Genomic DNA, 23831 nt, shown 5'->3' on the forward strand with positions numbered 1-23831 from the left:
AGTCTCAAACAAATAACCCGGTGATTATGCATCAAAAAATACCCTTGAAATGGGTTGTTTCCAAAGTTTTGAACACGATGGTAAAACAACTTTTAATGATTGTGCTCTGTTGCGGCATGGCTACGGCCCACGGCGTGTATAGTCAGGAGTTACTGAACAAGGAAATTTCTTTGAAAGTGGAATCTGCAGACCTGCGCCAGGTGCTGAGGCAGATAGAAAAGCAGGCGGATGTGAAATTCGTGTACAGTACCAACAGCATTCAGGGAAAAAGCACGGTAAATGTAAAGCACGTTCAGGGTTCACTCAGCAAAGTGCTCGACCAGCTTCTTGCACCGATGAACGTTACGTACGAGGTCGTGGGCACTACGCGCATCCTGCTCCGGAAAAAAAGTGAGCAGCAGAAAATCGTTCCTGCCGGCACCTCAGCCATGCAGAACAATCCGGATCGGGTGATCAAAGGCAAAGTTGTTGACGACAAAGGTGAAGGCTTGCCCGGCGTCAATGTACTGGTTACCGGCAGCCAGACCGGAACTTCCACAGACCAGAACGGACAGTATACTTTGTCGGTGCCGGAAGGAAATGTGGTTCTGAGGTTTTCTTTTATCGGTTTTGTAAGTCAGGATGCAACGGTTGGAAACAGTTCGGTTATTGATGTTACGCTGGTGCCCGATGTCAATTCTCTGAGCGAAGTAGTGGTTGTCGGTTACGGAACACAGGAAAAAAAGGACGTTACCGGTGCGGTTTCTTCGGTAAAAGGAGCTGATTTTCAGAATTTGCCTACAGGCGGTGCGCAGCAGGCTCTTCAGGGCAGAGCAGCCGGCGTGAATATCATCCGCAACGGCGGTGCGCCCGGCGATGCAGGCTCCATCCAGATCCGCGGGTTTGGAACGGTGAACAATGCCGACCCGCTTGTCGTTATTGACGGCGTTCCTGCCGGTTCCATGAACGACGTGAACCCCAATGATATTGAATCCATCGAAATCCTGAAAGACGCTTCCGCTTCCGCTATTTACGGAACGCGTGCGGCGAACGGTGTCATCATCATCACCACAAAACGCGGCTCTTTCGACAATCCGATCGGACTGACGGTAAATGGTTATGCCGGCGTTACTAACCGGATCAAAATACTGGATGTGCTGGATGCGCCTTCGCTGTCGGCTTTAAAGAGAGAAGCTTACAAGAATGACGGACTTCCCGTTCCGGCCATCTGGCAGGATCCGCAGTATCAGACGCAGAAAACCAACTGGCAGGAGGAGCTGCTGCAGCAAGGCGTTACGCAGAACTACGATGCGGCCATTCGGGGCGGAGGCAAATATTCCTCTTTTTCGATTTCCGGCGGCTATTACAATGAAAAAGGGATTATCGGGAAATCTTTTTACAAAAGGTATACATTCCGCGTCAATTCGGATCACAAGATTGGTTCCAGGCTGAAAATAGGGCAGAACCTGCAATTCACCAATACACATAACACGGCACCCAATACAACTTCTTCACAAACCGGACTTTTGTGGAGTGCCATCCGTTTTCATCCCGGACTGCCTGTTCGGAATGCAGACGGATCTTATAGTTCGACGCAGGGAATCGGTGCTTTCGGGGATATCAACAATCCGGTGTTTACCGTCGATAATCAGGATCAGAACAACATACGCAACCGTTTTCTGGGAAGCCTGACCGGAGAATACGAAATCGCAAAGGGACTTAAATTACGTGCGAATCTTGCAACCGACGCTACTTTCTCGGAAAATTACAGCTTTGACATCAAGGTTACCGATCAGTTCCGTACCAATTCCTACAATGAACTGAACCTGACACACGGCAAATACTGGTCCTTTCTGCAGGAATATTTTCTTTCCTATGACAAAAAGTTTGGAGCAAGCAGTCTGAGCCTGGTCGGCGGCTACACTTCACAGACTTTCAACAGCATTACCGCAAGGCAGCGCGGCAGGGATTTTCCGAGCGAAGACCCGACGCTGCGTTATCTTCAGTATGCCGGAACGATTGTGTCCGTAGCCGGAGAAAACGGGAACCGCAGTTATGATGCGCTTGCATCGTGGTTCGGGCGTGCCAATTACTCCTTAAAAGACCGCTATTTGCTGACCGCTACTTTCCGTGCGGACGGATCGTCCAAGTTCGCTCCCGGAAACCGCTGGGGTTATTTTCCTGCATTCTCGCTGGGATGGCGGATTTCCGAGGAAGATTTTTTCAAGAACGCATTGCCGGTTTTCAGCAACTTCAAGCTGACGGGCGGCTGGGGACAGCTGGGTAACCAGAATGTAAATTCACTGCAGTACCTGGCTTTGATCAATCCGTCTTACCGCTATGCACTGGGCAGCGGCGGAACGCAGAACTATGTTACGGGTGCGGCACAAAGCAGGCTTGCCAACACGCGAATCGGCTGGGAAACGGCTGAAATGAGCAACTTCGGACTGGAAGCAGGATTATGGAAAAACAGCCTTTATTTCTCTTTGAATTACTTTGTCAAGAAAACCAAGGACATGCTGCTGGCACCGCCTTCGGTGGGGACTATCGGAACTTCCACCATTCCGGACCAGAATATTGGTCAGCTGCTGAACAAAGGTCTTGAAATCGAAGCTTCTTACCGGCATACTGTTGGTGCGGTTACTTTCAACGTAAGCGGAAATACCACGATGATCAAAAACCGGATTACAAAGCTGGCTACGCCAGGCGGGTTTCTGGCCACGCAGCTTTACGGCCGGGGACAGCAGGAAATCGTCCGTACGTATGAAGGCCAGCCTTACGGAACTTTCTATGGCTACAAAACAAACGGACTTTACCAGAATCAGGGTGAAATCGATTCAGACCCGAACATTGCCAACGACTCCCGCAAAACAGACGGACAGATCAAGCCGGGCGACGTGCGTTTTCTGGACCTTAACAACGACGGAATCGTGGATGATCAGGACAGAACCATTATCGGAAGCCCGCAGCCTAAGATCAACTACGGTTTCAGTGCAGGCGCTGCTTACAAAGGCTTTGACCTGACGGTCTTCTTCGTAGGCGTAGGCGGAAGCAAAATTTACAATGCCGACCGCATGCAGGGACTGGATGCCAGCTATTCTTTCAACTTGTATGCCGAGGAGAATAACCGCTGGAACGGCGAAGGAACGAGCAACACGGTGCCGCGCGTAAGCATCGACAATTCCAACCGCAATTTCCGTCCGTCCGATCTTTTTGTGGAAAAAGGCGACTTTCTGCGCCTGAAAAACTTTACACTGGGTTATGCGGTTCCGAAGTCAGTGACGGACAAAGTGAAGCTTTCCAATGCCCGCTTTTACATCACCGGACAAAACATCGTAACATTTACCAAATACAAAGGACTTAATCCGGAACTCGGCTACGTGGGTGATACGGGCAGACAGCTGAACGTTGATTATGCGCAGTATCCGTTGGCCCGTACGTGGACCCTAGGCGCAACCTTGTCATTCTAAACGAAAGTTCAGGTTTTTATCAGTTGAAAACATTCCTATGAAAAAGATAATCATACTCGCCGGATATTTATTTCTGGTAACCATAACGGGTTGTAAAGACGATTTACTGGAAAGTACGCCTTACGGACAGGTTACTTCGCAGCAATACTGGCGCAACGGCGACGATGTGGTGGCGGCAACCAATGCCGTTTACGCACCACTGCTGAATGAAGACGGTTTTGCGCATACCGAGTACACGTTTGACAACTGCTCCGATGACATGATCCGGGCCGGTGACCATTCGGATGAAACCGCTCTGGAAATGTTCACGTTTGACCCTTCCAACTCGCATATTCTGGCGACTTGGGCGACGAAATATGAAGTGATTTCGAGAGCAAATGCCGTTCTGATCAATGCGCCGAAAGTGAATATGGATGAAACGCTCCGCAACCGAAGCATGGGCGAAGCTTACTTTTTAAGAGGTTTTATTTACTGGCGGCTTTCGCTGATCTACGGTGAAGTACCGATTCTGCTGGAAGAAGATGCTCTTGAACAAAACTATAATAAACCGAAATCGACAGTCGAGCAGGTTCGTGCGCAGGCTGAATCCGATTTCCTGAAAGCCGCTTCACTGCTGCCGGTGTCATACGATGCTTCGGAAACGGGAAGGGCAACGCAGGGTTCGGCATACGGTTTTCTGACCAAATTGTACGTTTATGAGGAAAACTGGGCAAAAGCGATTGAAATGAGCGCGAAAGTAACGGGCAACGCCGCTTACAAACTGGCCGGCAGCTACAACGAGAATTTTAGTCTCCCGACAGAAAATAACCCGGAAGTACTGTTTTCACTGCAATACGAGACCGGCTGGACAACAGACAATTCACCCACTTTTTACCACACGCCGCAGGCTTTCGGCGGCTGGGGTTTTCACGAACCGATTGAAGATCTGGTAAAAGAATTCGAAACCGGCGATCCGCGCCGCTCTTATTCCATTTACAGTCCGGGCGATACCGTAAAACGCGGTACGCAGGGTACAACGACTTTCAAAGCCGACATGACGCGTGTAACCGGATATTCGTTTAAAAAATACACGGATTTTACCGAATCCGGTGACATGAGCCAAAGCCTGAATGCGCCTTTCCTGCGTTCTTCGGATGTTTATCTGCTGGCGGCAGAAGCTAAGATCCGTTCGGGACAAAACGGAGACGCAGAGCTGAATGCGGTCAGGAAAAGGGCAGGGCTCTCTGCCAAAACGGGTGCGAAAATGGCCGATATCATGCACGAACGCCGCGTGGAGCTTTCCGGTGAAAATGAACGTCATCAGGATCTTTTACGCTGGGACAAAGCGGGTCTGATCGATATTGCTGCGCATTACAAAATTCCAAGAGGCCCGTACAAGCCAAGCCGCAACTTTATCAAACCGAAACATTACTATTTTCCGCTTCCGCAGCGCGAAGTGGATCTGAGCAACGGCGTGCTGGTGCAGAATCCGAATTATTGAACCGGATAAGATGCGCTCTGTGAAAGGTAAATGCAATTTGTGAGGTGTTATGAATATATTTTCATTCTTCGGCTGTGTTGCAGCCGGAGAATTGTTTTTAATTGCATGGATTAAAACTTCGCCTTAAACCCATTTCTGTTACTTGAAACAATTAGTGATCATCTTGACTATGCTGGCCGGACTTACGCGGTGCAATGTGCCGGTGTACATGCAGGAAAAAGAGCTGGAAGGAATCTGGCGGACGGATTCGATCAACAACTTTGTCAATGGTTTCAGCTTTACCAACAACACTTTTGACGAACACTGGTCTACATTCGAGTACCAGCCGGACGGCATTCTGCTGGAACGAAGAAAGGAAAAATTCAGAAAGTACCGTTACCGGCTTCCCGCTTCCGATTCGCTTGTATACGCCGATTCTTCAGGACAACAGCTGAGCAGTTTTCTGATTCTTAAACTGACGGACAAACAGCTTGTGCTCAAAAAAGCACAAAAACCTTACTTGCCGGGAAAAAACCAGGAATTGTTTGAAGTGCGCTTTTTTACCAAAATGGCTGACGGCAAGTAATGGTGAGCAAAAGAATGATCCGGAAGCTGACTTTATTCATCCTCATCGTCCTCATGGCGGCCTGCAACGGCAGTAAGAAACAAACCTTGTTCGAGCTGCTTCCCGCTGAACAGACCGGCGTGCATTTTACAAACAGCCTTAAGGAGAACGATCAGCTTAACATTCTTACTTACGAATATTTCTACAACGGCGGCGGAGTAGGAGCCGGCGACTTCAATAATGACGGGCTTACGGATCTTTTCTTTGCCGGAAACATGACCGACAGCCGGCTGTATCTGAATCAGACAAAAGGGAAAAACGCGCCGATCCGGTTTGAGGATTTTACAGAAAAATCAGGTGTGAAAATTCCCGGCGGCTGGGCACGCGGCATTGCGCTTACGGACATCAATGCAGACGGATATCTGGATATTTACGTCTGCCGTGCGGGACCCAAACAGGCCGGGCCGCTTTCCAACCTTTTGTTTGTCAATCAAAAAGACAACACGTTTAAAGAGGAAGCGAAATCGTACGGGCTGGATTACAGCGGAAATACAACGCAGGCCGCCTTTTTTGATTATGACCGCGACGGCGATCTGGATGTGTATCTCGTTACCAATGTGATGGATTACAACGGCCCGAACAACATCCGCAAAAAAGTGGCGGACGGCTCCTCTGCGAACGCCGACAAACTGTTCCGAAACAACGGTGACCAAACTTTTACGGACGTTTCCAGAGAAGCCAATATTTTAATGGAAGGCTACGGGCTGGGCATTTCCATTGTGGATGTCAATCAGGACGGCTGGCCGGATGTATATGTTTCCAACGACTATGTATCCAATGACTTGCTGTATATCAATCAGAAAAACGGGAGTTTCAGAAATGAAATAAAAGACTATTTCCGTCATCAGAGTTATTCGGCCATGGGCAACGATGCGGCGGATATCGACAATGACGGGCTTGTGGATTTCGTAACCGTGGATATGCTGCCGGAAGGCAACATACGCCGCAAAAACATGTTCGGGCTGATGAATTACGACCGGCATTTGTCGGAGCTCAAAATGGGTTACGAGCCGCAGTTCATGCGGAATACGTTGCAGCATAACAACGGAAACCGTCCGGGCACCCAACATCCGTTTTTCAGTGAAATCGGCCGGTATGCAGGCATTCAGGCTACGGACTGGAGCTGGGCGCCGCTCTTTGCCGATTACGACAACGACGGATTCCGCGATCTCATGATTACGAACGGTTATCCGAAAGACATTACAAACCGCGATTTTGTGATTTACAGAATGGCCGAGCACCAGCAGCAAATGCAGTCGGGAAGCAGGGATAACAGCCGTTTGTCCAAAGCGCTGAAACACGTGGAAGGAGCCCATATCCCGAACTATTTATTTGTCAATAATCAGGACCTTACCTTTTCGCACAAGTCGGCTGAATGGGGGTTTGATATTCCGTCTTTTTCCAATGGCGCCGCTTATGCCGACCTGGATAACGACGGGGATCTTGATCTGGTCATGAACAATATAGATCAGGAAGCATTTATTTACCAGAACCATTCGGACCGCCTTCCGGATCATCATTACGTCAGTCTGAAACTGACCGGTACAAAAGAGAACCCGTTTGCTTACGGGGCAAAAGTATGGGTTTACAGTAAAAATAACACGCAGTATTCGGAGCATTCGCCTTACCGCGGATATCAGTCCACGATGGAGAACACACTGCATTTCGGGCTTGGCAAAACCACAGTTGTGGATTCGGTGCGGATTATCTGGCCGGATGAAAAAACACAATTGCTCGTGCATGTAAAGGCGGATCAACTTTGCCAACTGGATTATAAAGATGCCGGCAAACAAATTCAGAATGCTGTTTTTGGCAAAATAGTAAAACCGCTTTTTTCAGAATTGCCGGCAAATGATATCCCGTTTCTACACAAAGACGAACTTTACATTGATTTCAAAATACAGCCGTTGCTTCCGCATTTGCTTTCGCAGGACGGGCCGGGCATTGCAGTGGGCGACATCAATGGCGACGGACTGGAGGATTTTTACGTTGGCGGCGCTTTCAATCAGTCAGGCCGTTTTTTCATTCAGGACCGTAACAAGAAGTTTATTCCGAAACTGCTGGAAACGGGCCGTAAGTATGAAGAAGATATGGGTTCGCTGCTTTTTGATGCGGACAATGACGGTGACCTGGATTTGTATGTTGTCAGCGGCAGTAACGAATTCGAAGCCGGCTCGCAGTATTATCAGGACAGACTTTACAGGAATGACGGAAAAGGAAATTTTAAAAAAGACCTTAACGCACTTCCGGCTGTTACGGGCAGCGGTTCCGCGGTGAATGCAGCGGATTTTGACAAAGACGGCGACCTTGATCTTTTTGTCGGCGGCAGGCTTTCACCCGGCCAGTACCCGTTTGCCGGCGAAAGCTATATTTTGCGGAATGACAACGGGAAATTTACCGATGCAACTGCTATGGTTTGTCCGGAAATCAGGAACGCAGGAATGGTCACTACGGCCATATGGAGCGATTTTGACCTGGACGGCTGGACGGATCTGATCGTGACAGGCGAGTGGATGCCGGTTATTTTTTATAAAAACAACAAAGGAAAGCTGGAAAATGTAACGGCAAATACGGGATTGACGGGCATGCACGGCTGGTGGAACAGCATGGCTTCGGGCGATTTCGACGAAGACGGTGATTTTGACTACATAATCGGCAACGTCGGACTGAATACGGAAGGACATCCGTCGCAGGATAAGCCCCTTACATTATTTGCAAAGGATTTTGACAAAAGCGGAACAATTGATCCGGTCCTATGCCGGTATTTCGGAAATGAACTTTATCCGGTGCACCCACGCGATGAAATGACGAGCCAGATGAATTTTCTGAAAAAGCGTTTTATTTATTATGCCGATTATTCCAAAGCGGATATTGGCAAAGTGTTTTCAAAGGAAGAATTAAGGGATGCAAAAAAAATGGTTTGTGAAGCCATGCAGTCTGTTTTGGTTATCAACCAAGGCAACGGCAAGTTTGAAATGAAACCGCTTCCGGCTGCCGCCCAGTTGGGATCAGTATACGGGATCTGTACCGCGGATTATAATCATGACGGCCACCTCGATCTTATGCTTTCAGGAAATTCCTACGCAACGGAATCGATCAGCGGAAGGCTGGATGCGTTCAGCGGATTGTTGCTTACCGGAAACGGAAAAGGAGATTTCTTTCCTGTCAAGGCTGCTGAAAGCGGGTTTCTGGTGGAAGGCGACGGTAAGGGGCTTGCTGAAATGACAACGGGCGATCATGGCAGAATGATTCTCGCTGCCCAGAACAATGCAGCGCTGCGGGCCTTTGCAGCTCCGGTTCCGGCTTCCGTGCTTTTGATTGAACCCGAAACCCATGATGCATGGCTGGAAGCAAGTTATGCCGACGGAAAAACAAGAAAATATGAGCTTCCTTACGGAACGGGCTATTTGTCGCAACCGACGCGAAAAATCTTTATTCCCAGAAAAGGTCTCCGAAAGGTGAGGGTAATTGGTTTTAATGGAAAGTCGAGGCGGTTGGGCTTTTAGCTGCTGGCTTTTTGTTTGTAGTAAAAGGTTAAATGTGAAATTTTTGTTTTAAGGAGCAACCTAATAATCGGAAAGGGAACCCCGTCCGGGGTTGAGATTGGTTTTCATGGATATTGTAATTTCTACAAACAGGGGACCGCTCTGCGGTCATTTGTAGCTTTGGAGGAGCAGTCTGTTGATTGGAAAGGGAACCCCGGGGTTGAGATTGGTTTTCATGGACATTGTAATTTCTACAAACAAGGAACCGCTCTGCAGTCATTTGTAGCTTTGGAGGAGCAATCTATTGATTGGAAAGGGAACCCCGTCCGGGGTTGAGATTGGTTTTCATGGACATTGTAATTTCTACAAACAGGGGACCGCTCTGCGGTCATTTGTAGCTTTGGAGGAGCAATCTGTTGATTGGAAAAGGAACCCCGGGGTTGAGATTGGTTTTCATGAATATTGTAATTTCTACAAACAGGGGACAGCTCTGTGGTTATTCTAAACAGGTGACTGCTCTGCGGTCATTTGTAGCTTTGATAGAGTTATTGGCAGTTGGTTATATCTCGGTTTAAACTAAAAGCTAAAGGCTAAAAGCTAGAAGCTAATCGCCTTTTATTCATTTATAATCCGATACATTGATCTGATTGCCTTCACGTACGCTTCCGGTCTGCAGTCCGATGAGGTTCTGGCCGAAAAGGACGCTGCGTTCGTGCTTTCTGAAAGTTGCCAAGGTTTTTAAAGGTTCGCGGCCTTTGATGCCGGTTTGCTGGTCAACAGTTGTGAGGACACAACGTTCACATGGCTTCGCCACATGAAATGCCACGTTTCCGATCTGAATATACTTCCATGCATCTTCTGCAAATGGTGCGGTGCCCGAAACCACGAAGTTGGGCCGGAAACGGTTCATCTCGACGGGCTGTTCCATTCTGCTGTTCAGCTCCTGAAGCGATGCTTCTGAAATGAGCAGATAAGGAAAATCGTCTGCAAAGCTGAGCGTGGCATCCGGTTCCGCATTCTGTGCGTTCATCCGGCGGTTTGAAGAAGCGGTCATTTCTACAATCCGGACTTTCTTTTCAAGCTTTTCGGAAAGCCAGGCGTCGGCTTCATCACAAATCGTATAGGCCTTAACGGAATCCTTCCAGACTTTTACCAGCAAAGCTTCATCCGAAACACGTGTAAAAGGAACCAGAATTTCATTTGACGGATCAGACCGGGATGAAAGCAGCAAGCCGAGATCATGAAAAAATACAGTTATGGTTGCCATTTTCGGATTGGTACGCTGCGTAAGAAAAAGCCCGTTTTCATCCACGATCATCCAGCGACGGTCATATTTCAATCCTCTTTCTTCGGCATAGGATTCTGTAAGACGAATTCCGCCCAGCGATTTTACCGGATAAATCCATATTTCGGTCAGCAGTATTGGCACAGAATTAGCATCCATGAGAGTAATGAAGATAACAGTATACAAATAAAGCAGCAATGTCGATAGGGAAAGTGAGAACAGCAAAAGGTTTGATCTGTAAAATGCTTTCAATTCGGCATTGCAGTTACTAAAAAACCTCATGATCACAGAAAAAGGGAAGAAGCGTATTGCTATTCTGGGCGGCGGTCCCAGTGCGCTGTTTATGTACAAAAGAATCGTTGAAGCAAACAGGAATGATCTGGAAATCCACATTTTTGAATCCAAGAGAACACTTGGATCCGGAATGCCTTACAGCCCGGAAGGCGCTAACGACGAACATGTTACGAATGTTTCCGATAGTGAAATCCCGGAAATCGTCACTTCGGTGAAAAAGTGGATCCAGACCGTTTCGGATGAAGAGCTGGCGAAGTTCAACGTAAGAAAGAAAGATTTCAACGAGATGAAAGTGCTGCCCCGGCTGCTGTTCGGACAATATCTTGCTGCTCAGTTCGATATGCTGGTAAAAAATGGAAGAAATGCCGGCATGGAAACAGAGATCCATTTCGAAAGCAAAGTTGTGGATATTGCCGATGATCCCGCCTGTGGAAAAGTGAAAATCGAGGTAAGCGGAAAAGAGCAGCAGGAGTTCGACTGTGTAATCGTTTGTACAGGGCACAATTGGCCGATGGAGCATGAAGGTAAAATTTCAGGGTATTTTGATTCGCCTTACCCGCCTTCCAAGCTGAAAATGAAGCTAAATCATGCGGTTGCGCTGAAAGGTGCTTCCCTGACAGCCATTGATGCCATCCGGACGCTTGCGCGCAGCAACGGAAATTTTCACAGACAGGATAACGGCAAAGTTTCCTATGAACCTTCCGCAGACAGTCCTGATTTCAAACTGGTGATGCATTCCGTACACGGGATGCTTCCTGCGGTCCGTTTTCATCTGGAAGAGCCGCTGTTATCCGGGGATTCCTTGCTGAGTCATGAAGAAATTGAAAAGAACATGGCGGAAAACGGCGGGTTTCTGTCGCTGGATTATTTATTTGAAAAAGACTTTAAAGACCGTTTCAGGAAAAAGGATGCCAAATTTTACAATTTCATCAAGGATAAAAACCTGGAAGAATTTGTAGAATCCATGATGGCGCAACGAGAGAATGCCAAGCCTTTCGCGCTTTTCAAAGCCGAATACCTGGAAGCGGAGCAATCCATCAAAAAAGAGGAATCCATTTACTGGAAGGAAATGCTTGCTGTGCTCAGTTTTGCGATCAATTATCCGGCCAAGTACTTTTCAGCCGAAGACATGCAGCGGCATCAGAAAGTCCTTATGCCGTTGATTTCCATTGTCATCGCTTTTGTTCCGCAAAGTTCATGCGAAGAGCTGCTTGCACTGTATGACGCCGGAAAGCTGGACATTATTTCGGTTGAAAAAGACAGCAGCGCAAAGCCTGAAAAAAAAGGCGGCGTTACATACCATTATGCTGGTGAACCCGATCCGGAGCAGTCGGTATATTACAATACGTTCGTTAATTGCGTTGGTCAGCCGCATTTGTCTTTTGATGATTTTCCGTTTAAAAGTCTCGTTGCAAACCAAACGGTAAGTCCGGCGCAAATCAGGTTTAAATCAAATGAAGCCGGCAGTACGGAATGGAACCAGGGAAATGAAAAGGTAGTAAAAGCTGCGGACGGCGCATTTTATCTCAATGTTCCCGGCATCACAATCAACGACTATTTCCAGGTTGTGAGTCAGGATGGAAAAGCAAACGACCGGGTTTTTATGATGGCGGTGCCTTATATCGGAGGCTACAATCCTGATTATTCGGGACTGGATTTCTGCGAACAGGCATCCGCGAATATAGCGGAATGTATTTTTAAAAGTTAGTAAAAAGCGGCCGTACTGAGCGTAGTTGAAAATTTTGCAGGTTGTATTTGTTTCTGGCAAATAGTGGCTGTGGAGTTTTTGACTGCGTTTTGGGACGGGGATTTTTGATCAGAGTTAGTTGTTTTTGGTCATGGATTGTCATTTATTGTAATGGGTTGTCAGGGATTGTTTGTTTAGGGTTATTGATTACCGATTATTTTTGGGAAGGGTTATTGACAGTTGTTAGAGGATGATGAGTAGGATTGAATTTTACGGTTTTTCCTGTTCCCGTTTATTTCAGGTACGGTGTGGCTTCCATGATTTTGAATGCAGGGTCGTCGCGGAAAATACTTTGAAGTGAACCGATGTGGGCCTGTCCGATCACAACAAGAATACGTCTGGACTGCTGCTTCAATTGTGTCGTCACAATGTTTGAATAAATTTTATAGTCCCGGTTTTTAAAAATCGACGTCAGTTCGGCACCGATGTATTTCGGGTTTACAAAAGCAGTATCCACCAAGGCATCCGGATTGGTAAATTTTCCATTGGTTACGCGCGAAGGCATGATGTAACGCAGATGGTGCGTTTTCTGGATAATTTCAGGCTGATTCAGAAAAAGAATATAATCTCCGATAGAAAGGCTGCCGTCCTGAATTTTTGCAAGTTGCGCCCTGGCCATATTTCTGACCTGCATTCCTTCTTCCTTGTACATATCAATATTCTCACCATTGCTCAGTATACTTTGTGAAGTCCCGCCGGGTGCATTGACGCCGTATACTTTTTTCAGTTTCAGGTTTTTTGCAATGTTAAAGGCCAGTTGATAGGACTCTGATCTTCCGTCCGGAAGCGTACTCAGCTGCAACTGGTTACTGGTGAACAGATTATAAATGCTGTCGAGCTCCGGCTGTTCCTCGGGCAGCCGTTCCACAGCGATCATATCCGGCTGGAACTTCTGAATACGCTCGGCAATCAAAGCGATTTCCTTTTGCCGCTGAGGCGAAAGCACATCCGTATTCCTGTTGTCCTTTTTGTAAAGCTGTTGAAAATGATCACAGCCAAGAAGCATTATTTCGGTCTGTGCAGACTGTGCAAAAACGGAAATAGAAACTAGCAGCAATAAAGTAACAGAAGTAAAAAATGCTTTCATGCGGGCAATGCGTTTTTGAGTAATAAATCGGTGAAAGTTACACAAACATTCCTTTTACAGCATACCCGTTGTCCAAACCTGTCCATAACGTTTTAGCCACACGTGCAGAAAAGAGATGGGTTCCATGAATTGCCTGATATGAATTAAAGCGATTGATTTTTATAAATTTTCTCAACGAGCAATTCATTTTTATAAAAGCTAAACAGCTAGCAGTTAAAAGCTGGACATCCAACTGGGTAATTATTTACTTACTAACAGAAGGTACAATTATTTACAGGAGTACGGAATATTATTGCAGATTATAAACCATAAAAATGTGAAATTATGAAAACGATCCTGAAAGCAGTTTCAATGCTCGGTTTGTGTGCCATGCTGACAATGGCAAGCTGTGGAAAAGACACCAGCAATGAAAATAATACCACCGGAGAAATGCAGGGTGATACCATGACAACAAACGGCAATGGAACGATGAATTCCGATACAACCGGAACCGACAGCACAGGCATGCAGCAATAAGCAGTAGCAGCTTTGGTGTTCAGGTTATACTGACATCTGAACATTTACTGATATTCCAGTTGGAAGGCAGGACGTGCGTACTATGCATGGTCCTGCCTTTTTGTTTAATCAAAATAAGATTTTCCCTTTCGTTTTTACAGATTTCTGCGTGTATATTAAATTGTATATAAGCAGAACATCATGTTCGCAGAAGGTTAAAATCAGTATTGTTTTTGTTTTAAGGCATGTTTGAAAAAAATAAAGATGCATTGTAGTATGAATTTTATGGAATATCGTATAAAATGTAAAGTAAATCAAAATTAGTTTTCAGTATGATGTAGGTCATGTTTTCAGGTCGGGCTTGTGCCTAATTTTGAATCATCAAATCAAATAACACCTGCTAATAATACTGACATGAACACTGCACGTAAAAACCTCCTCTTCATTGTTTTACTGATCGTTACTTCTCTATCCTCCTCTTTCAGTGCACCTTTATTTACCAAAACAAAGCCTCTGACCATCCAGATGCCCGTGGCTGACGGCAAGTACGCCTTCGTTGTAGACGGCAAAAAACAGATTGTTGAAATCAGCAACGAAACCGGCAAACTGCAGATCCCTGCGGAACCTTGTGTGATCCGCTACACAGCTGAGGACGGCGTTACAAACCTGACGGTTTTCATCGAGCAGCAAACATCCAGATCGTTTCTTCTGCCGGCCGTTCAGGCCAGTGAAAGCGAAGTGGAGGCCAAGTGGGAAGCCGTGATCCTGGGCAATCCGGTACGTGCAGGAAAAGTCATGACGCAGATCACAGGCCCGATGAACAGCAACCCGACGATCGAAATCTACGATTTGCAGGGACGTTCGCTGGTGAAAAAACAAGTTGCCAAAAACCAGGCAACCGAATCGTATACGCTGGATGTGCCGCAGCTATCGACCGGCATCCTGCTTGTAAAAGTAAGCTGCGAGGACTTTTCTCAGACATTAAAAGTGTTGCACACCAACTAGGAAGCCGATTTTACCAACTACCGGATTCATCATTCCAGGCTGTACATTGCTCCAGAATACATTCATAAAAATTACCCCGAACTATTGCAACTGTTAAGCCGGAAGGAAAACGCTGAAAACAGAACCATTGTCCGGCTGGCTGATAACCGAAATCATACCTCCGTGGTTAGCAGCTACCTTTTCACAAATCGCAAGTCCGATTCCTGTTCCTGAATACTCGCTTCTGCCGTGAAGCCGCTGAAAAAGCTGAAAAATACGGTCTGCATACTTCTGGTCAAATCCGATACCATTATCCTTTACGTCAATTTTATAGTAGTATGAAGCTGAGCGTAAAGAACTTCCTGAAAGCGGAATCTCTTTTTCCGAAACAACCTGACTTTGAATCCGGATCACCGGTATGATGTCTTTCTTGCGGAATTTAAGCGCATTGCTGATCAGATTCTGGAAAAGTTGCCCTAGCTGCATGGCATCACCCGTTATGACCGGCAAGTCACCGACAACCAGCTCAGCGCCGGATTCCTGAATACTAAGTTCGAGATCTGTAAGAATGGAACTCATCAGTTTGTTAAGCGGAACATATTCATTGTTTTCCTTTTTGGTTGAAATCCTTGAGAAAGCCAGCAAATCTTCAATCAGGTCCGACATACGCTTGGCAGCAGACTGCATTCGCAGCAGGTAATTTCTGCCTTCGCCCAGTTCCGCAGCATACCGGTCCCCAAGCAGGTTCCCGAACGACTGGATTTTACGCAGTGGTTCCTGAAGGTCGTGCGACGCTACATAGGCAAATTGCTGCAGGTTCTGGTTGGACTGGATCAAAAGCTGGTTTGATTCTGACAGTTCTTCGTTTGTGGCAAGGTATTCTTCATTGATAGAAGCCAGTTCTTCGTTCAGTGCTTCCAGTTCTTCTGTCCGCTGCTGCACCTGAAGTTCAAGTGCCAGTTTTATTTTTTTCTGAATTGTAATGTCCTGTACCGCGCCGATGATCTTCGTGGCTTCCCGCTTTTCATTGAAGAAAATTTTCCCCTGCGTATGCAGTATGCGTTTGGAAATTGCCTGCTGATCCTGAACCATAAACTCCACATTGAACTTGTCGGGAGTGCCGGGCTTCAATGCCTCGTGCATGGCATTTTGTATCTGCAGCAAGTCGGCTGCGGGAATCAGGCTGTTTATTTTTTCACGTGTCAGGTTTTCATTCCGGTCTATTCCGAACCATTGCAGCAAACGTCCTGAAAAGTCAATCCTGCCGCTTGCAAGCTCGATTTGCCAGGTTCCGAGATCGGCAAGTTCCACCGCGCTGCGCAGCGAACTTTCTGCTTCTTCAATCTTCTGCCTTGCCAGCACCTGTTGGGTAATGTCCATGGCCACAACAAGCACACCGGTAATCCTGCCATTCATATCCCTTTGCGGCTGATAGTTAAGGTCTACATAAATGGTTTGCAACCGGTCATCTTTGAATATCTGAACAGGCTGTTCTTTTGAGATAAACGGGATTCCGGTTTCGATCACATTCCGCAGCAAAAGATCAAAACCTTGTCCGGCTATTTCCGGAATGGCTTCCAGCAGCGGCTTTCCTACGAGTTCGCCATTGCCTCTTCCGACGAGTTCATTATAATACGGATTGGCCATCACATAACGGAGTTCGTCTCTGCTGATGATGGCAATGGCCACCGGCGATTGTTCAAACAGCGCCAGTAGCTGCATCTGGCTTTCTTCGATCTGTTTCTGGATTACGACACGTTCGGTAACGTCCGTGGCAATATCCAGAATGGCGTATACCTTCCCTTCATTATCAAAAATGGGCGAATAGATGATGTCGTAATAATTTTCGTTCAAAATGCCATTTCGTTCGATATGAACCTGTGTGCCAAAGCTTTGATACATAGTGCCGGTGGTATAAACATCATCCAGAATCTGCAGGAAAGGCTGATTTTCCAGTTCCGGCATTACTTTGGAAAGCGGTTTCCCTGCTATATCCGGCCCTTTTCCGACAATTTCAATAAACGCCTGATTAGGCATTTCAACAACCAGGTCGCGGCCAATAAACAACCCCATTGCAGCAGGCGCCGATTCAATAACCGAACGCAGCTTGGATTCACTTTCTTCCAGTGATTTCTGTGCCTTCACCTGCTGCGTTACATCGATGGACATGTTTATGATCCCGAAAATTTCGCCTGAGCTGTTGAAGATCGGCTTGTACGTAAAATTGTAATAATAAGTACTCAGCACGCCGTTTACTTCCAGATCAACAGCCGCGTTTTTTGAACTGTACGCAATTCCTGTTTTATAAATACTGTCCAGAATATCCAGAAATGGCTGGCCTTCAAGTTCCGGAATCGCTTCCCGTAACGGCTTTCCGATTACTGACTTGTCTTTTCCCCAGTATCCGATCATCGGTTCATTGGCCAGTTCCACAATCATGTCCTTTCCGACAAACAGGCAGGTGCCAACCGGTGCCTGCTCAATCAGCGCGCGGAATTTAGCTTCACTGGCTTCCAGGTTTTTACGGGATTTAATCTGTTCGGTAACATCCGTTGCCAGCACCATGACGCCCGTAATCGTTTCGGAATGATCGCGCAGGGGCGTGTATACAAAGTCGAAATAAACATCTTCCATGACGCCGTTCCGGAGCAGCCTGGCATGTACGCCGTTGCCGTTGTAGGGCTTGCCGGTTGTATAAACATCCCGAAGCAGACTTATAAAAACCTGATCATTGATCTCCGGAAGTGCGTCGAGGAGCTTCATTCCCGTAATGGAAGCATCCTTGCCCCACATTTCAAATATCTTCGCATTCCCGACCGTGATAATCATTTCCGGGCCGCTCAGAAATCCGATGGCCATCGGCGCCTGTTCCACCATGATCTGAAAAATACGCAGCTGCTGCATAAGGTCTCTCTGCTGCATCCGGTTTTCCACGTCACCCGTTACATTGACAAAACTGCCCAGCAATTTTGGTGAATTTGTTTCCTCATCATGATGAACCTGGCCTTTGCACAAAACCCATATGGTTCTGCCGTCTTTTTTGTTGAGGCAACGGAACTCTACCGAAAACGATTTTTGGGCAGGCTCCGTCTGTACCTGATGGAAAGCCTGCTGAAAGGGCTTCCGGTCGTCAGGATGCACCATTTCCAGCATTTCATGAAACGTAATGATATCATGGCCTGAAAATCCGAACAGCTTTTTGGTACGGTGACACCAGCGCAGCGTATCGTTTTCAGGGTTCAGCTGCCAGGTTCCGATTCCGGCAGATTGAAGGGCAAGTTCCAGACGCTGGATTTCAAGATTATTATGAATGCTGAATGGCTTGGGTTGGCCTGTCATGTAAAAGTAAGTCTATCGTCTGCAAGGGCAATTACAGGATTTATTATAGGGTTTGCTGCATTCCTGCAATCGTGCACTTGCTGACATTCGGGTAAATCGAAACGAAGTAATTAAAGCGGCAAAGTTCCCGAAAGTGTAAAAATACTGACACAATTCAAAGGCTGCTGTTGCCTGGGTATCACTGGTAAAATATTATTCCATTCTCTTCCGGATTGCAAATAAACTTCATTCCGGTTATTAAATGGAACTGCTTGCTGAATTTAAAATGACCGGAATGTGCCTGTTTCAGTCCTTTCGTATAGCTGTTGCTCTGGCTGTCAGAAGCGTTGATCGGTATGAATCCTGCCCGGCCGGAACTTTACAGACCCTTTATCCGGAATCCGGCCGGTGCTTTCTGATCTCTATTTTAAATAGTATTAACCGTTTTCAGTAGTTGCAAATGACATAATTTAATATTCTTGATCTTGAAATAGGTAAATAACAAATTTGTTTAATTATATTGTATAGGAATACATGCTTCTTCTTTTCTACTCGGCCAAAACTCAGACGGACATGAACTTACTTTTACAAAGACCTGCCGGAATCCGGCAAATACAGCATGAAAGCAGGTTATTATGGTTGGCAGGAAGTATACTGCTTTGCCCGTTCCTTGGGGGAAATACTGCTTTCGCCCAGACCAAAGTTTGGGACAAGTCCTTCGGAGGAGTAAAATATGAGCACCCCAGTGAAGATGGAGATTACATTGACGGTCGAAACGGTTATTCTTATGGCACCGTGATGCTCGCTTCTGCAGACGGAGGTTATATCATAGCCGGCAACTCCGATTCCAATGTTGGCGGAGATAAATCGGAAGCTGGCCCGGGGGATTATTATTGGCCGGATAATCAGGGATACTGGTTAGGGAATCAGGATTTCTGGATTGTAAAAATGAATACACAAGGTGAAAAAGTATGGGAAAAGACTTTACTGACCGATAGCTCGGAAGAAAAAGTGGGAGCCATGATCAACACACCGGATGGCGGCTACCTGCTCACAGGCCATTCCTATTATAAAGGATGGGCCGTGAAAACCGACGGACAGGGAAACGTAGAGTGGCAAAAAAGTTTCTTCGGAGAAGGAAACAACAATTCATCGCAGTTTACATCGGCTGCCGTCACTGCCGACGGCGGGTTTTTACTGGGCGGTTACAGCAATGAAGATTCAGGCCGCAGCAAAAGCGAGCCAAGCAGGGGATCATTTGATTACTGGATATTGAAAATTGATAAAAACGGCAATAAGCTCTGGGATAAAACCATAGGCGGCACCGGCCAGGATTACCTTTCTTCCATGATTCCGGGAAGTGACGGCGGTTTTCTGCTGGGAGGTACCTCCAATTCACCGGCATCGGGAGAAAAAAGCACCAGATCATACGCCAATGATTTCTGGCTGGTGAAAATAGACAGTACCGGCGAAATCCGCTGGGACAAAACCATTGGCGGAACAGGTGCCGATGCATTAAGTACCATGCTTGCTTCCGAAGACGGAGGTTATGTACTCGGCGGAACTTCCACATCACAGAAAAGCCGGGATAAAAGTGAAAATGCCCGGGACAACAATTCTTATAAAGGAGATTACTGGATCGTCAAGACCGATCCTGACGGGGGAATCGTTTGGGACAAAACGCTTGGCGGTGACTCCAAAGACGAGCTTTCCTCCATGGTGGCAACGGCGGACGGCGGCTATTTGCTGGGCGGAACTTCACGTTCTGCCGCAACCGGGGAAAAAAGTGAAGTAAGCAGGGACCCGGGATTTGAAAAGGCGGATTTCTGGGTTATAAAAGTAAACAGTCTCGGTACAAAATTATGGGACAAAACCTTGGGCGGAAGCACAATCGACCACCTGTCGGGCATCTTGCCGGTTTCGGGCGGCAGTTACATGCTCGGCGGCTATTCGGATTCCGAGCCGGGCAACGACAAAAGTGCCGCGCTGAAAGGGTATACCGATTACTGGGTGGTACAGATTTCGGAAGATCCGCTTCCGGTGACACTTTCGGCTTTTTCCGCAAAAAAAGAAGGTCTGGGCGCTGTACTGTACTGGTCAACAACGTCCGAAACGCAAAGTGACCGTTTTGATGTCGAACACAGCATCAACGGGAAATCCTGGAAAACGCTCGGCACTGTTGCAGCACAAGGTGAAAGGAAAGGACTAAGCCAGTATCAGTTTGTCCATTCCAGCCCGGCAACCGGTGAGGAAAACTTTTACCGCCTGAAAATGACTGATGCAGACGAAAGCCATACTTACAGTAAAATTTGCAGCATTGTACTGGATGCCGCATTCGCCATGTATCCGAATCCGGTTTCAGAAACTTTGCATGTGCAAACCGGGAATACAGGAAAAGTGCAGCATATACAACTGCTGAACAGTAGCTCTGTACCGGTTTACAGTTCTGGTAAAAACTTTTCAGGCAAAATGGATGTAAGCAAGCTCGATGCAGGTATTTACATTCTGAAAGTTACACACACGGACGGTTCTTTTCAGTCCAATCGGGTTGTAATCACAAAATAAAATCAGGTTTTTCCGAATGCTGCTGACAGGCTGTTGTCATTGGACGGTGTTTTATTTGCAACCTAAACAGTTGACAACTTAAATCTGAAAATGATGGAAAGCAGCATGAACACGGCATTGCCAAAAACGAAAACGGTTGTAATTACCCCCGAAGCTTTGCTCGAACACTGGCAGGGACACCGCCGGCTGACAAGAAAAATGATTGAAGTTTTTCCCGAAAATGAATTTTACCATTTTTCGATCGGCGGCATGCGTACTTACGCACAACTGACCATGGAAATGACGGATCTGGCTTTGCCGGGCATCAAAGGCATTGCTACCGGAGACTGGAGCGGTTACGGCGAATCGGGAAACAACACACATTCTGCCGCACCGAAAATGAAACAGGAAGTGCTTGAACTCTGGGATTTAATTACCGGTAAAATCAATGCATACTGGCCGCAAATTGCGCCGGAAAGGTTTCAGGAAACAGAAAAGGCATACGGCCAGTTCGAAGCGCCCATATACGGAACCATACTGTATCTTATTGATAATGAAATTCATCACCGTGCGCAGGGTTATGTATATCTGCGCGCACTCGGAATAGAGCCGCCTGCATTCTGGGACAGAAGCTAGCTTAGTGGTTCTATTTCAATAAACTGTAACCGGTACCGGCAAAGCTTTTTACTGGAAATACTACATCTGAACTGCTTTCAGCTCAATACGGGAGCGGTCTGCAAATGCAAGATGTTCGTTTTTCGGGTCAAGCCACGCGTCGTATTCTTCCGGAGAAAGTACTACGAGCATGCGTTCGCCATTGTTATGAATTTTTTTCATCAGCTCGTTGCCTTGCGTGGTAACGATTGTATAACAATACGTTATGATGCCCGTTTCCCGGTTGTGCCATTCGTTGAAGAGGCCGGCGCAAAGGAAAACAGCATTGTCCGGTCTGGTTACCAGATACCTTGTTTTTTTACTTTTTTTATCACCCGGCGATTCCCATTGCCACTCATACATGCCGTCCATGGCCACAAGGCAGCGGTTCCCGGTTTTGCGCTTGTAGGAGGCTTTTTCATCCAGTTCTTCTATTCGGGCGTTCAGACAGTTAATTCTGGCTTTTTTCGCATCAGCAGCTGTTTTTACCCAGTCTGCGATCAGCCCCCATTCATACATCAGGATTTTTTTACGGTCGTCAAAGCGTATAATCGGCGTGGCCGGCGTGGCAAATCCGTTGTATTCGGCGGTAGGCTTGTAAGTGTCGGGTTCTTCAAAGCTGGCCCCGGCGCTCTTTTCAATGGCATCCGCTTTTGCTGTAAGTCTGGTATGGTAACACATGAACAGGAACGTTGATAATTACCAGCTACGGTAAAATTTTCATTCCAATGCCTCTGTTAAGGTTTAAACCAAAATGCCCTTGGATCCGTCTTGAAGTACAACGTACTGCCACTGGAACGAAGTTTTTATGCGAGATGGAATTCTACATGTTGCTTACTGGATTTTTTTGTTCATTAAGATCAGCATGTCATTTTTCTAAACCGGATGAATTAATATGTGGATTATTTGGGCAATCGGAGCTGCCGTAACGGCGGCGCTGGTTACAGTTTTAACCAAAGCGGGATTAAAAAATGTAGATTCCAGTCTGGCTTTTGCACTTCAGTCCCTGTTTATTCTGTTTATAACCTGGTCTGTAGTAACGTGGCAGGGTACATTTTCGGGAATCAGAGAAATCGATACGAAAGCATGGGTATTGCTGTCATGTGCCGGAATAGCCACCACACTTTCAACGTTATTTTCGTTCAAGGCCCTTTCCATGGGACCAGCTTCGTATGTGACTACTATTGAGCGATCGTCGCTCGTTATCGCTATCGTATTATCCATTCTTTTTTTGAAGGAAAAAATGACCTGGCAACTCGTAGTAGGAGGGGTTTTGATCATTAGCGGGGCCATCCTGATCGCCGTGTCCGATTCCGGCAAGTAACACGAAGAAATACTTTTAGCTGATCGGTCCGTTTCCTTTCTACGCATCTTTGTCCGTTTCTTGTTCCTGATTTACCAATGTATTAAGCGTAGTCAGGTTTTTAAGCGCTTCACCGACTGTGTTGTTAAAGTAAGTAAAAACCGTTTTGCCTTCCTGAATCCATTCCGTAACGTATTCTGCATATTCATTCAGAAATCCGACATCATAACTGCCTTTGTAATCGCCGTCAGGACCATGAAAACGCAGGTATCTGAAACCGGCTTCCTGATCAATGGCCGGCGTTGCCGATCCCGGTTTGTCATGGATGACAATCCCGAATCCCTTGCTGTCGCAGAGTTCATAAACTTCCTCGTGGTACCACGAAGAATGCCGGAATTCCAGTGCCGTCTTCCAGTGTCTTTCCGGGTCGGATGCGGTAATGCAATCCATGAGTTTTTCCAGCTGGGAGAACATGCTTATTTTCAGGCTTGGTGGGAATTGCACCAGCAGACTTCCTTTGTTTCTGCCGGCCTGATCAATCGTCTGCATAAAACGGCTTACGTCTTCAGGGGCAAAGGATAGCCCTTTGTTATGCGTAATGCCGCGCCACAGTTTAAATGTCAGCATAAAACTTTCGGGTACCTGTTCCGACCAGTTTCTTACAGTGGACGGCATCGGAATTTTATAGAAAGAGCTGTTTATTTCTATGCTGTTGAGCATGGATGCATAATAGGTCAGCCTGCTTTTGTTCTTGTATGCATCCGGGTAAAAACTCTTGTTGCTTACCGGCAAAACCAGTCCGCTTGTTCCCGAGTAAAATCCCGGCTGCTTATGATATTTCGGACGCTCCATCGGTTCGGACATTTGAAAGATTAATTCTCCATGATTCATTGAGCAGCGTTTTCTGTCAGCCGGTAACATGCGTAATCTGATGTCGGAAACAACGGATCGGACATGGACCGTTCAAGGCCGTATTTTGCTGAAAGCACCGGGTACCGTTGTAAAGAAATTGTGCCTGCAGTGAATTATTCATGCAAACAAACAGACTGGAAATATCAGGAACGGAGTCAATTGCAGGGTTGTCCGGGTTAGATTTTCTTTG

At 46.7% G+C, this 23831-nt stretch carries 15 protein-coding genes; 10 read left to right on the forward strand and 5 right to left on the reverse strand.

The window, feature by feature from the left end; all coding sequences use genetic code 11:
* Positions 1 to 26 precede the first annotated feature (26 nt).
* From FEM55_RS16530 to FEM55_RS16545, 4 genes are all read left to right on the forward strand, one after another.
* Positions 27 to 3449, forward strand: a complete 3423-nt coding sequence (locus tag FEM55_RS16530; protein ID WP_138282440.1) for a TonB-dependent receptor — start codon at positions 27 to 29, stop codon at positions 3447 to 3449.
* Between the two features lie 37 nt (positions 3450 to 3486).
* Positions 3487 to 4929 (forward strand): RagB/SusD family nutrient uptake outer membrane protein, encoded by a 1443-nt coding sequence (locus tag FEM55_RS16535; protein ID WP_138282441.1) that lies wholly within the window; start codon positions 3487 to 3489, stop codon positions 4927 to 4929.
* A 142-nt stretch (positions 4930 to 5071) separates the two neighbouring features.
* A complete protein-coding gene (locus tag FEM55_RS16540; protein WP_138282442.1) occupies positions 5072 to 5494 on the forward strand; it encodes a hypothetical protein in 423 nt (140 codons plus the stop codon).
* Positions 5494 to 9039: a VCBS repeat-containing protein gene (locus FEM55_RS16545; protein WP_138282443.1), complete on the forward strand. Its 3546-nt coding sequence runs from the start codon at positions 5494 to 5496 to the stop codon at positions 9037 to 9039. Before FEM55_RS16540 ends, FEM55_RS16545 begins: the two co-directional genes overlap by 1 nt.
* Positions 9040 to 9637: 598 nt before the next feature.
* On the opposite strand, the gene FEM55_RS16550 is transcribed toward FEM55_RS16545, so the two are convergent.
* Entirely contained in the window at positions 9638 to 10462 is an 825-nt protein-coding gene (locus FEM55_RS16550) for an MOSC domain-containing protein (RefSeq protein WP_138282444.1), read from the reverse strand.
* Between the two features lie 121 nt (positions 10463 to 10583).
* Between FEM55_RS16550 and FEM55_RS16555 the strand changes: the two genes are divergently transcribed.
* On the forward strand, positions 10584 to 12305 hold the full coding sequence (locus FEM55_RS16555) for an FAD/NAD(P)-binding protein (RefSeq protein ID WP_138282445.1): 1722 nt from the start codon (positions 10584 to 10586) through the stop codon (positions 12303 to 12305).
* Between the two features lie 271 nt (positions 12306 to 12576).
* Here FEM55_RS16555 and FEM55_RS16560 read toward each other — a convergent pair whose 3' ends face one another.
* Positions 12577 to 13431, reverse strand: coding sequence for a DUF5694 domain-containing protein (locus FEM55_RS16560; RefSeq protein ID WP_138282446.1), 855 nt, complete (start codon positions 13429 to 13431; stop codon positions 12577 to 12579).
* Positions 13432 to 13755: 324 nt separating this feature from the next.
* Here FEM55_RS16560 and FEM55_RS16565 point away from each other — a divergent pair, with 324 nt between their 5' ends.
* Positions 13756 to 13947, forward strand: a complete 192-nt coding sequence (locus tag FEM55_RS16565) for a hypothetical protein (RefSeq protein WP_138282447.1) — start codon at positions 13756 to 13758, stop codon at positions 13945 to 13947.
* A gap of 393 nt (positions 13948 to 14340) precedes the next feature.
* Entirely contained in the window at positions 14341 to 14931 is a 591-nt protein-coding gene (locus FEM55_RS16570; protein WP_138280318.1) for a T9SS type A sorting domain-containing protein, read from the forward strand.
* Positions 14932 to 15024: 93 nt separating this feature from the next.
* Here FEM55_RS16570 and FEM55_RS16575 read toward each other — a convergent pair whose 3' ends face one another.
* Positions 15025 to 18249, reverse strand: coding sequence for a PAS domain S-box protein (locus tag FEM55_RS16575; protein ID WP_138282448.1), 3225 nt, complete (start codon positions 18247 to 18249; stop codon positions 15025 to 15027).
* A gap of 552 nt (positions 18250 to 18801) precedes the next feature.
* Between FEM55_RS16575 and FEM55_RS16580 the strand changes: the two genes are divergently transcribed.
* Positions 18802 to 20793: a T9SS type A sorting domain-containing protein gene (locus FEM55_RS16580; RefSeq protein ID WP_171036583.1), complete on the forward strand. Its 1992-nt coding sequence runs from the start codon at positions 18802 to 18804 to the stop codon at positions 20791 to 20793.
* Between the two features lie 90 nt (positions 20794 to 20883).
* Entirely contained in the window at positions 20884 to 21408 is a 525-nt protein-coding gene (locus FEM55_RS16585; RefSeq protein ID WP_308420207.1) for a DinB family protein, read from the forward strand.
* Positions 21409 to 21468: 60 nt separating this feature from the next.
* On the opposite strand, the gene FEM55_RS16590 is transcribed toward FEM55_RS16585, so the two are convergent.
* Entirely contained in the window at positions 21469 to 22107 is a 639-nt protein-coding gene (locus FEM55_RS16590) for an SOS response-associated peptidase (RefSeq protein ID WP_138282450.1), read from the reverse strand.
* Positions 22108 to 22321: 214 nt separating this feature from the next.
* Here FEM55_RS16590 and FEM55_RS16595 point away from each other — a divergent pair, with 214 nt between their 5' ends.
* On the forward strand, positions 22322 to 22750 hold the full coding sequence (locus FEM55_RS16595) for an EamA family transporter (protein ID WP_138282451.1): 429 nt from the start codon (positions 22322 to 22324) through the stop codon (positions 22748 to 22750).
* A gap of 39 nt (positions 22751 to 22789) precedes the next feature.
* Here the strand turns inward: FEM55_RS16595 and FEM55_RS16600 are convergent, their stop codons facing one another.
* On the reverse strand, positions 22790 to 23620 hold the full coding sequence (locus tag FEM55_RS16600; protein ID WP_212748317.1) for a DUF72 domain-containing protein: 831 nt from the start codon (positions 23618 to 23620) through the stop codon (positions 22790 to 22792).
* Positions 23621 to 23831 lie beyond the last annotated feature (211 nt).

The sequence above is a fragment of the Dyadobacter sediminis genome (assembly GCF_005860765.1).
GTDB classification, from domain to species: domain Bacteria; phylum Bacteroidota; class Bacteroidia; order Cytophagales; family Spirosomataceae; genus Dyadobacter; species Dyadobacter sediminis.

What these genes read in the sequence shown, in the direction of transcription:
- FEM55_RS16565 (WP_138282447.1), top strand. Translation starts at nt 13,756, where the DNA reads ATGAAAACGATCCTGAAAGCAGTTTCAATGCTCGGTTTGTGTGCCATG.
- FEM55_RS16595 (WP_138282451.1), top strand. Translation starts at nt 22,322, where the DNA reads ATGTGGATTATTTGGGCAATCGGAGCTGCCGTAACGGCGGCGCTGGTT.
- FEM55_RS16600 (WP_212748317.1), bottom strand. Translation starts at nt 23,620, where the DNA reads ATGAATCATGGAGAATTAATCTTTCAAATGTCCGAACCGATGGAGCGT.
- FEM55_RS16580 (WP_171036583.1), top strand. Translation starts at nt 18,802, where the DNA reads ATGAACTTACTTTTACAAAGACCTGCCGGAATCCGGCAAATACAGCAT.
- FEM55_RS16545 (WP_138282443.1), top strand. Translation starts at nt 5,494, where the DNA reads ATGGTGAGCAAAAGAATGATCCGGAAGCTGACTTTATTCATCCTCATC.
- FEM55_RS16590 (WP_138282450.1), bottom strand. Translation starts at nt 22,107, where the DNA reads ATGTGTTACCATACCAGACTTACAGCAAAAGCGGATGCCATTGAAAAG.
- FEM55_RS16570 (WP_138280318.1), top strand. Translation starts at nt 14,341, where the DNA reads ATGAACACTGCACGTAAAAACCTCCTCTTCATTGTTTTACTGATCGTT.
- FEM55_RS16585 (WP_308420207.1), top strand. Translation starts at nt 20,884, where the DNA reads ATGATGGAAAGCAGCATGAACACGGCATTGCCAAAAACGAAAACGGTT.
- FEM55_RS16550 (WP_138282444.1), bottom strand. Translation starts at nt 10,462, where the DNA reads ATGGATGCTAATTCTGTGCCAATACTGCTGACCGAAATATGGATTTAT.
- FEM55_RS16575 (WP_138282448.1), bottom strand. Translation starts at nt 18,249, where the DNA reads ATGACAGGCCAACCCAAGCCATTCAGCATTCATAATAATCTTGAAATC.
- FEM55_RS16530 (WP_138282440.1), top strand. Translation starts at nt 27, where the DNA reads ATGCATCAAAAAATACCCTTGAAATGGGTTGTTTCCAAAGTTTTGAAC.
- FEM55_RS16535 (WP_138282441.1), top strand. Translation starts at nt 3,487, where the DNA reads ATGAAAAAGATAATCATACTCGCCGGATATTTATTTCTGGTAACCATA.
- FEM55_RS16560 (WP_138282446.1), bottom strand. Translation starts at nt 13,431, where the DNA reads ATGAAAGCATTTTTTACTTCTGTTACTTTATTGCTGCTAGTTTCTATT.
- FEM55_RS16555 (WP_138282445.1), top strand. Translation starts at nt 10,584, where the DNA reads ATGATCACAGAAAAAGGGAAGAAGCGTATTGCTATTCTGGGCGGCGGT.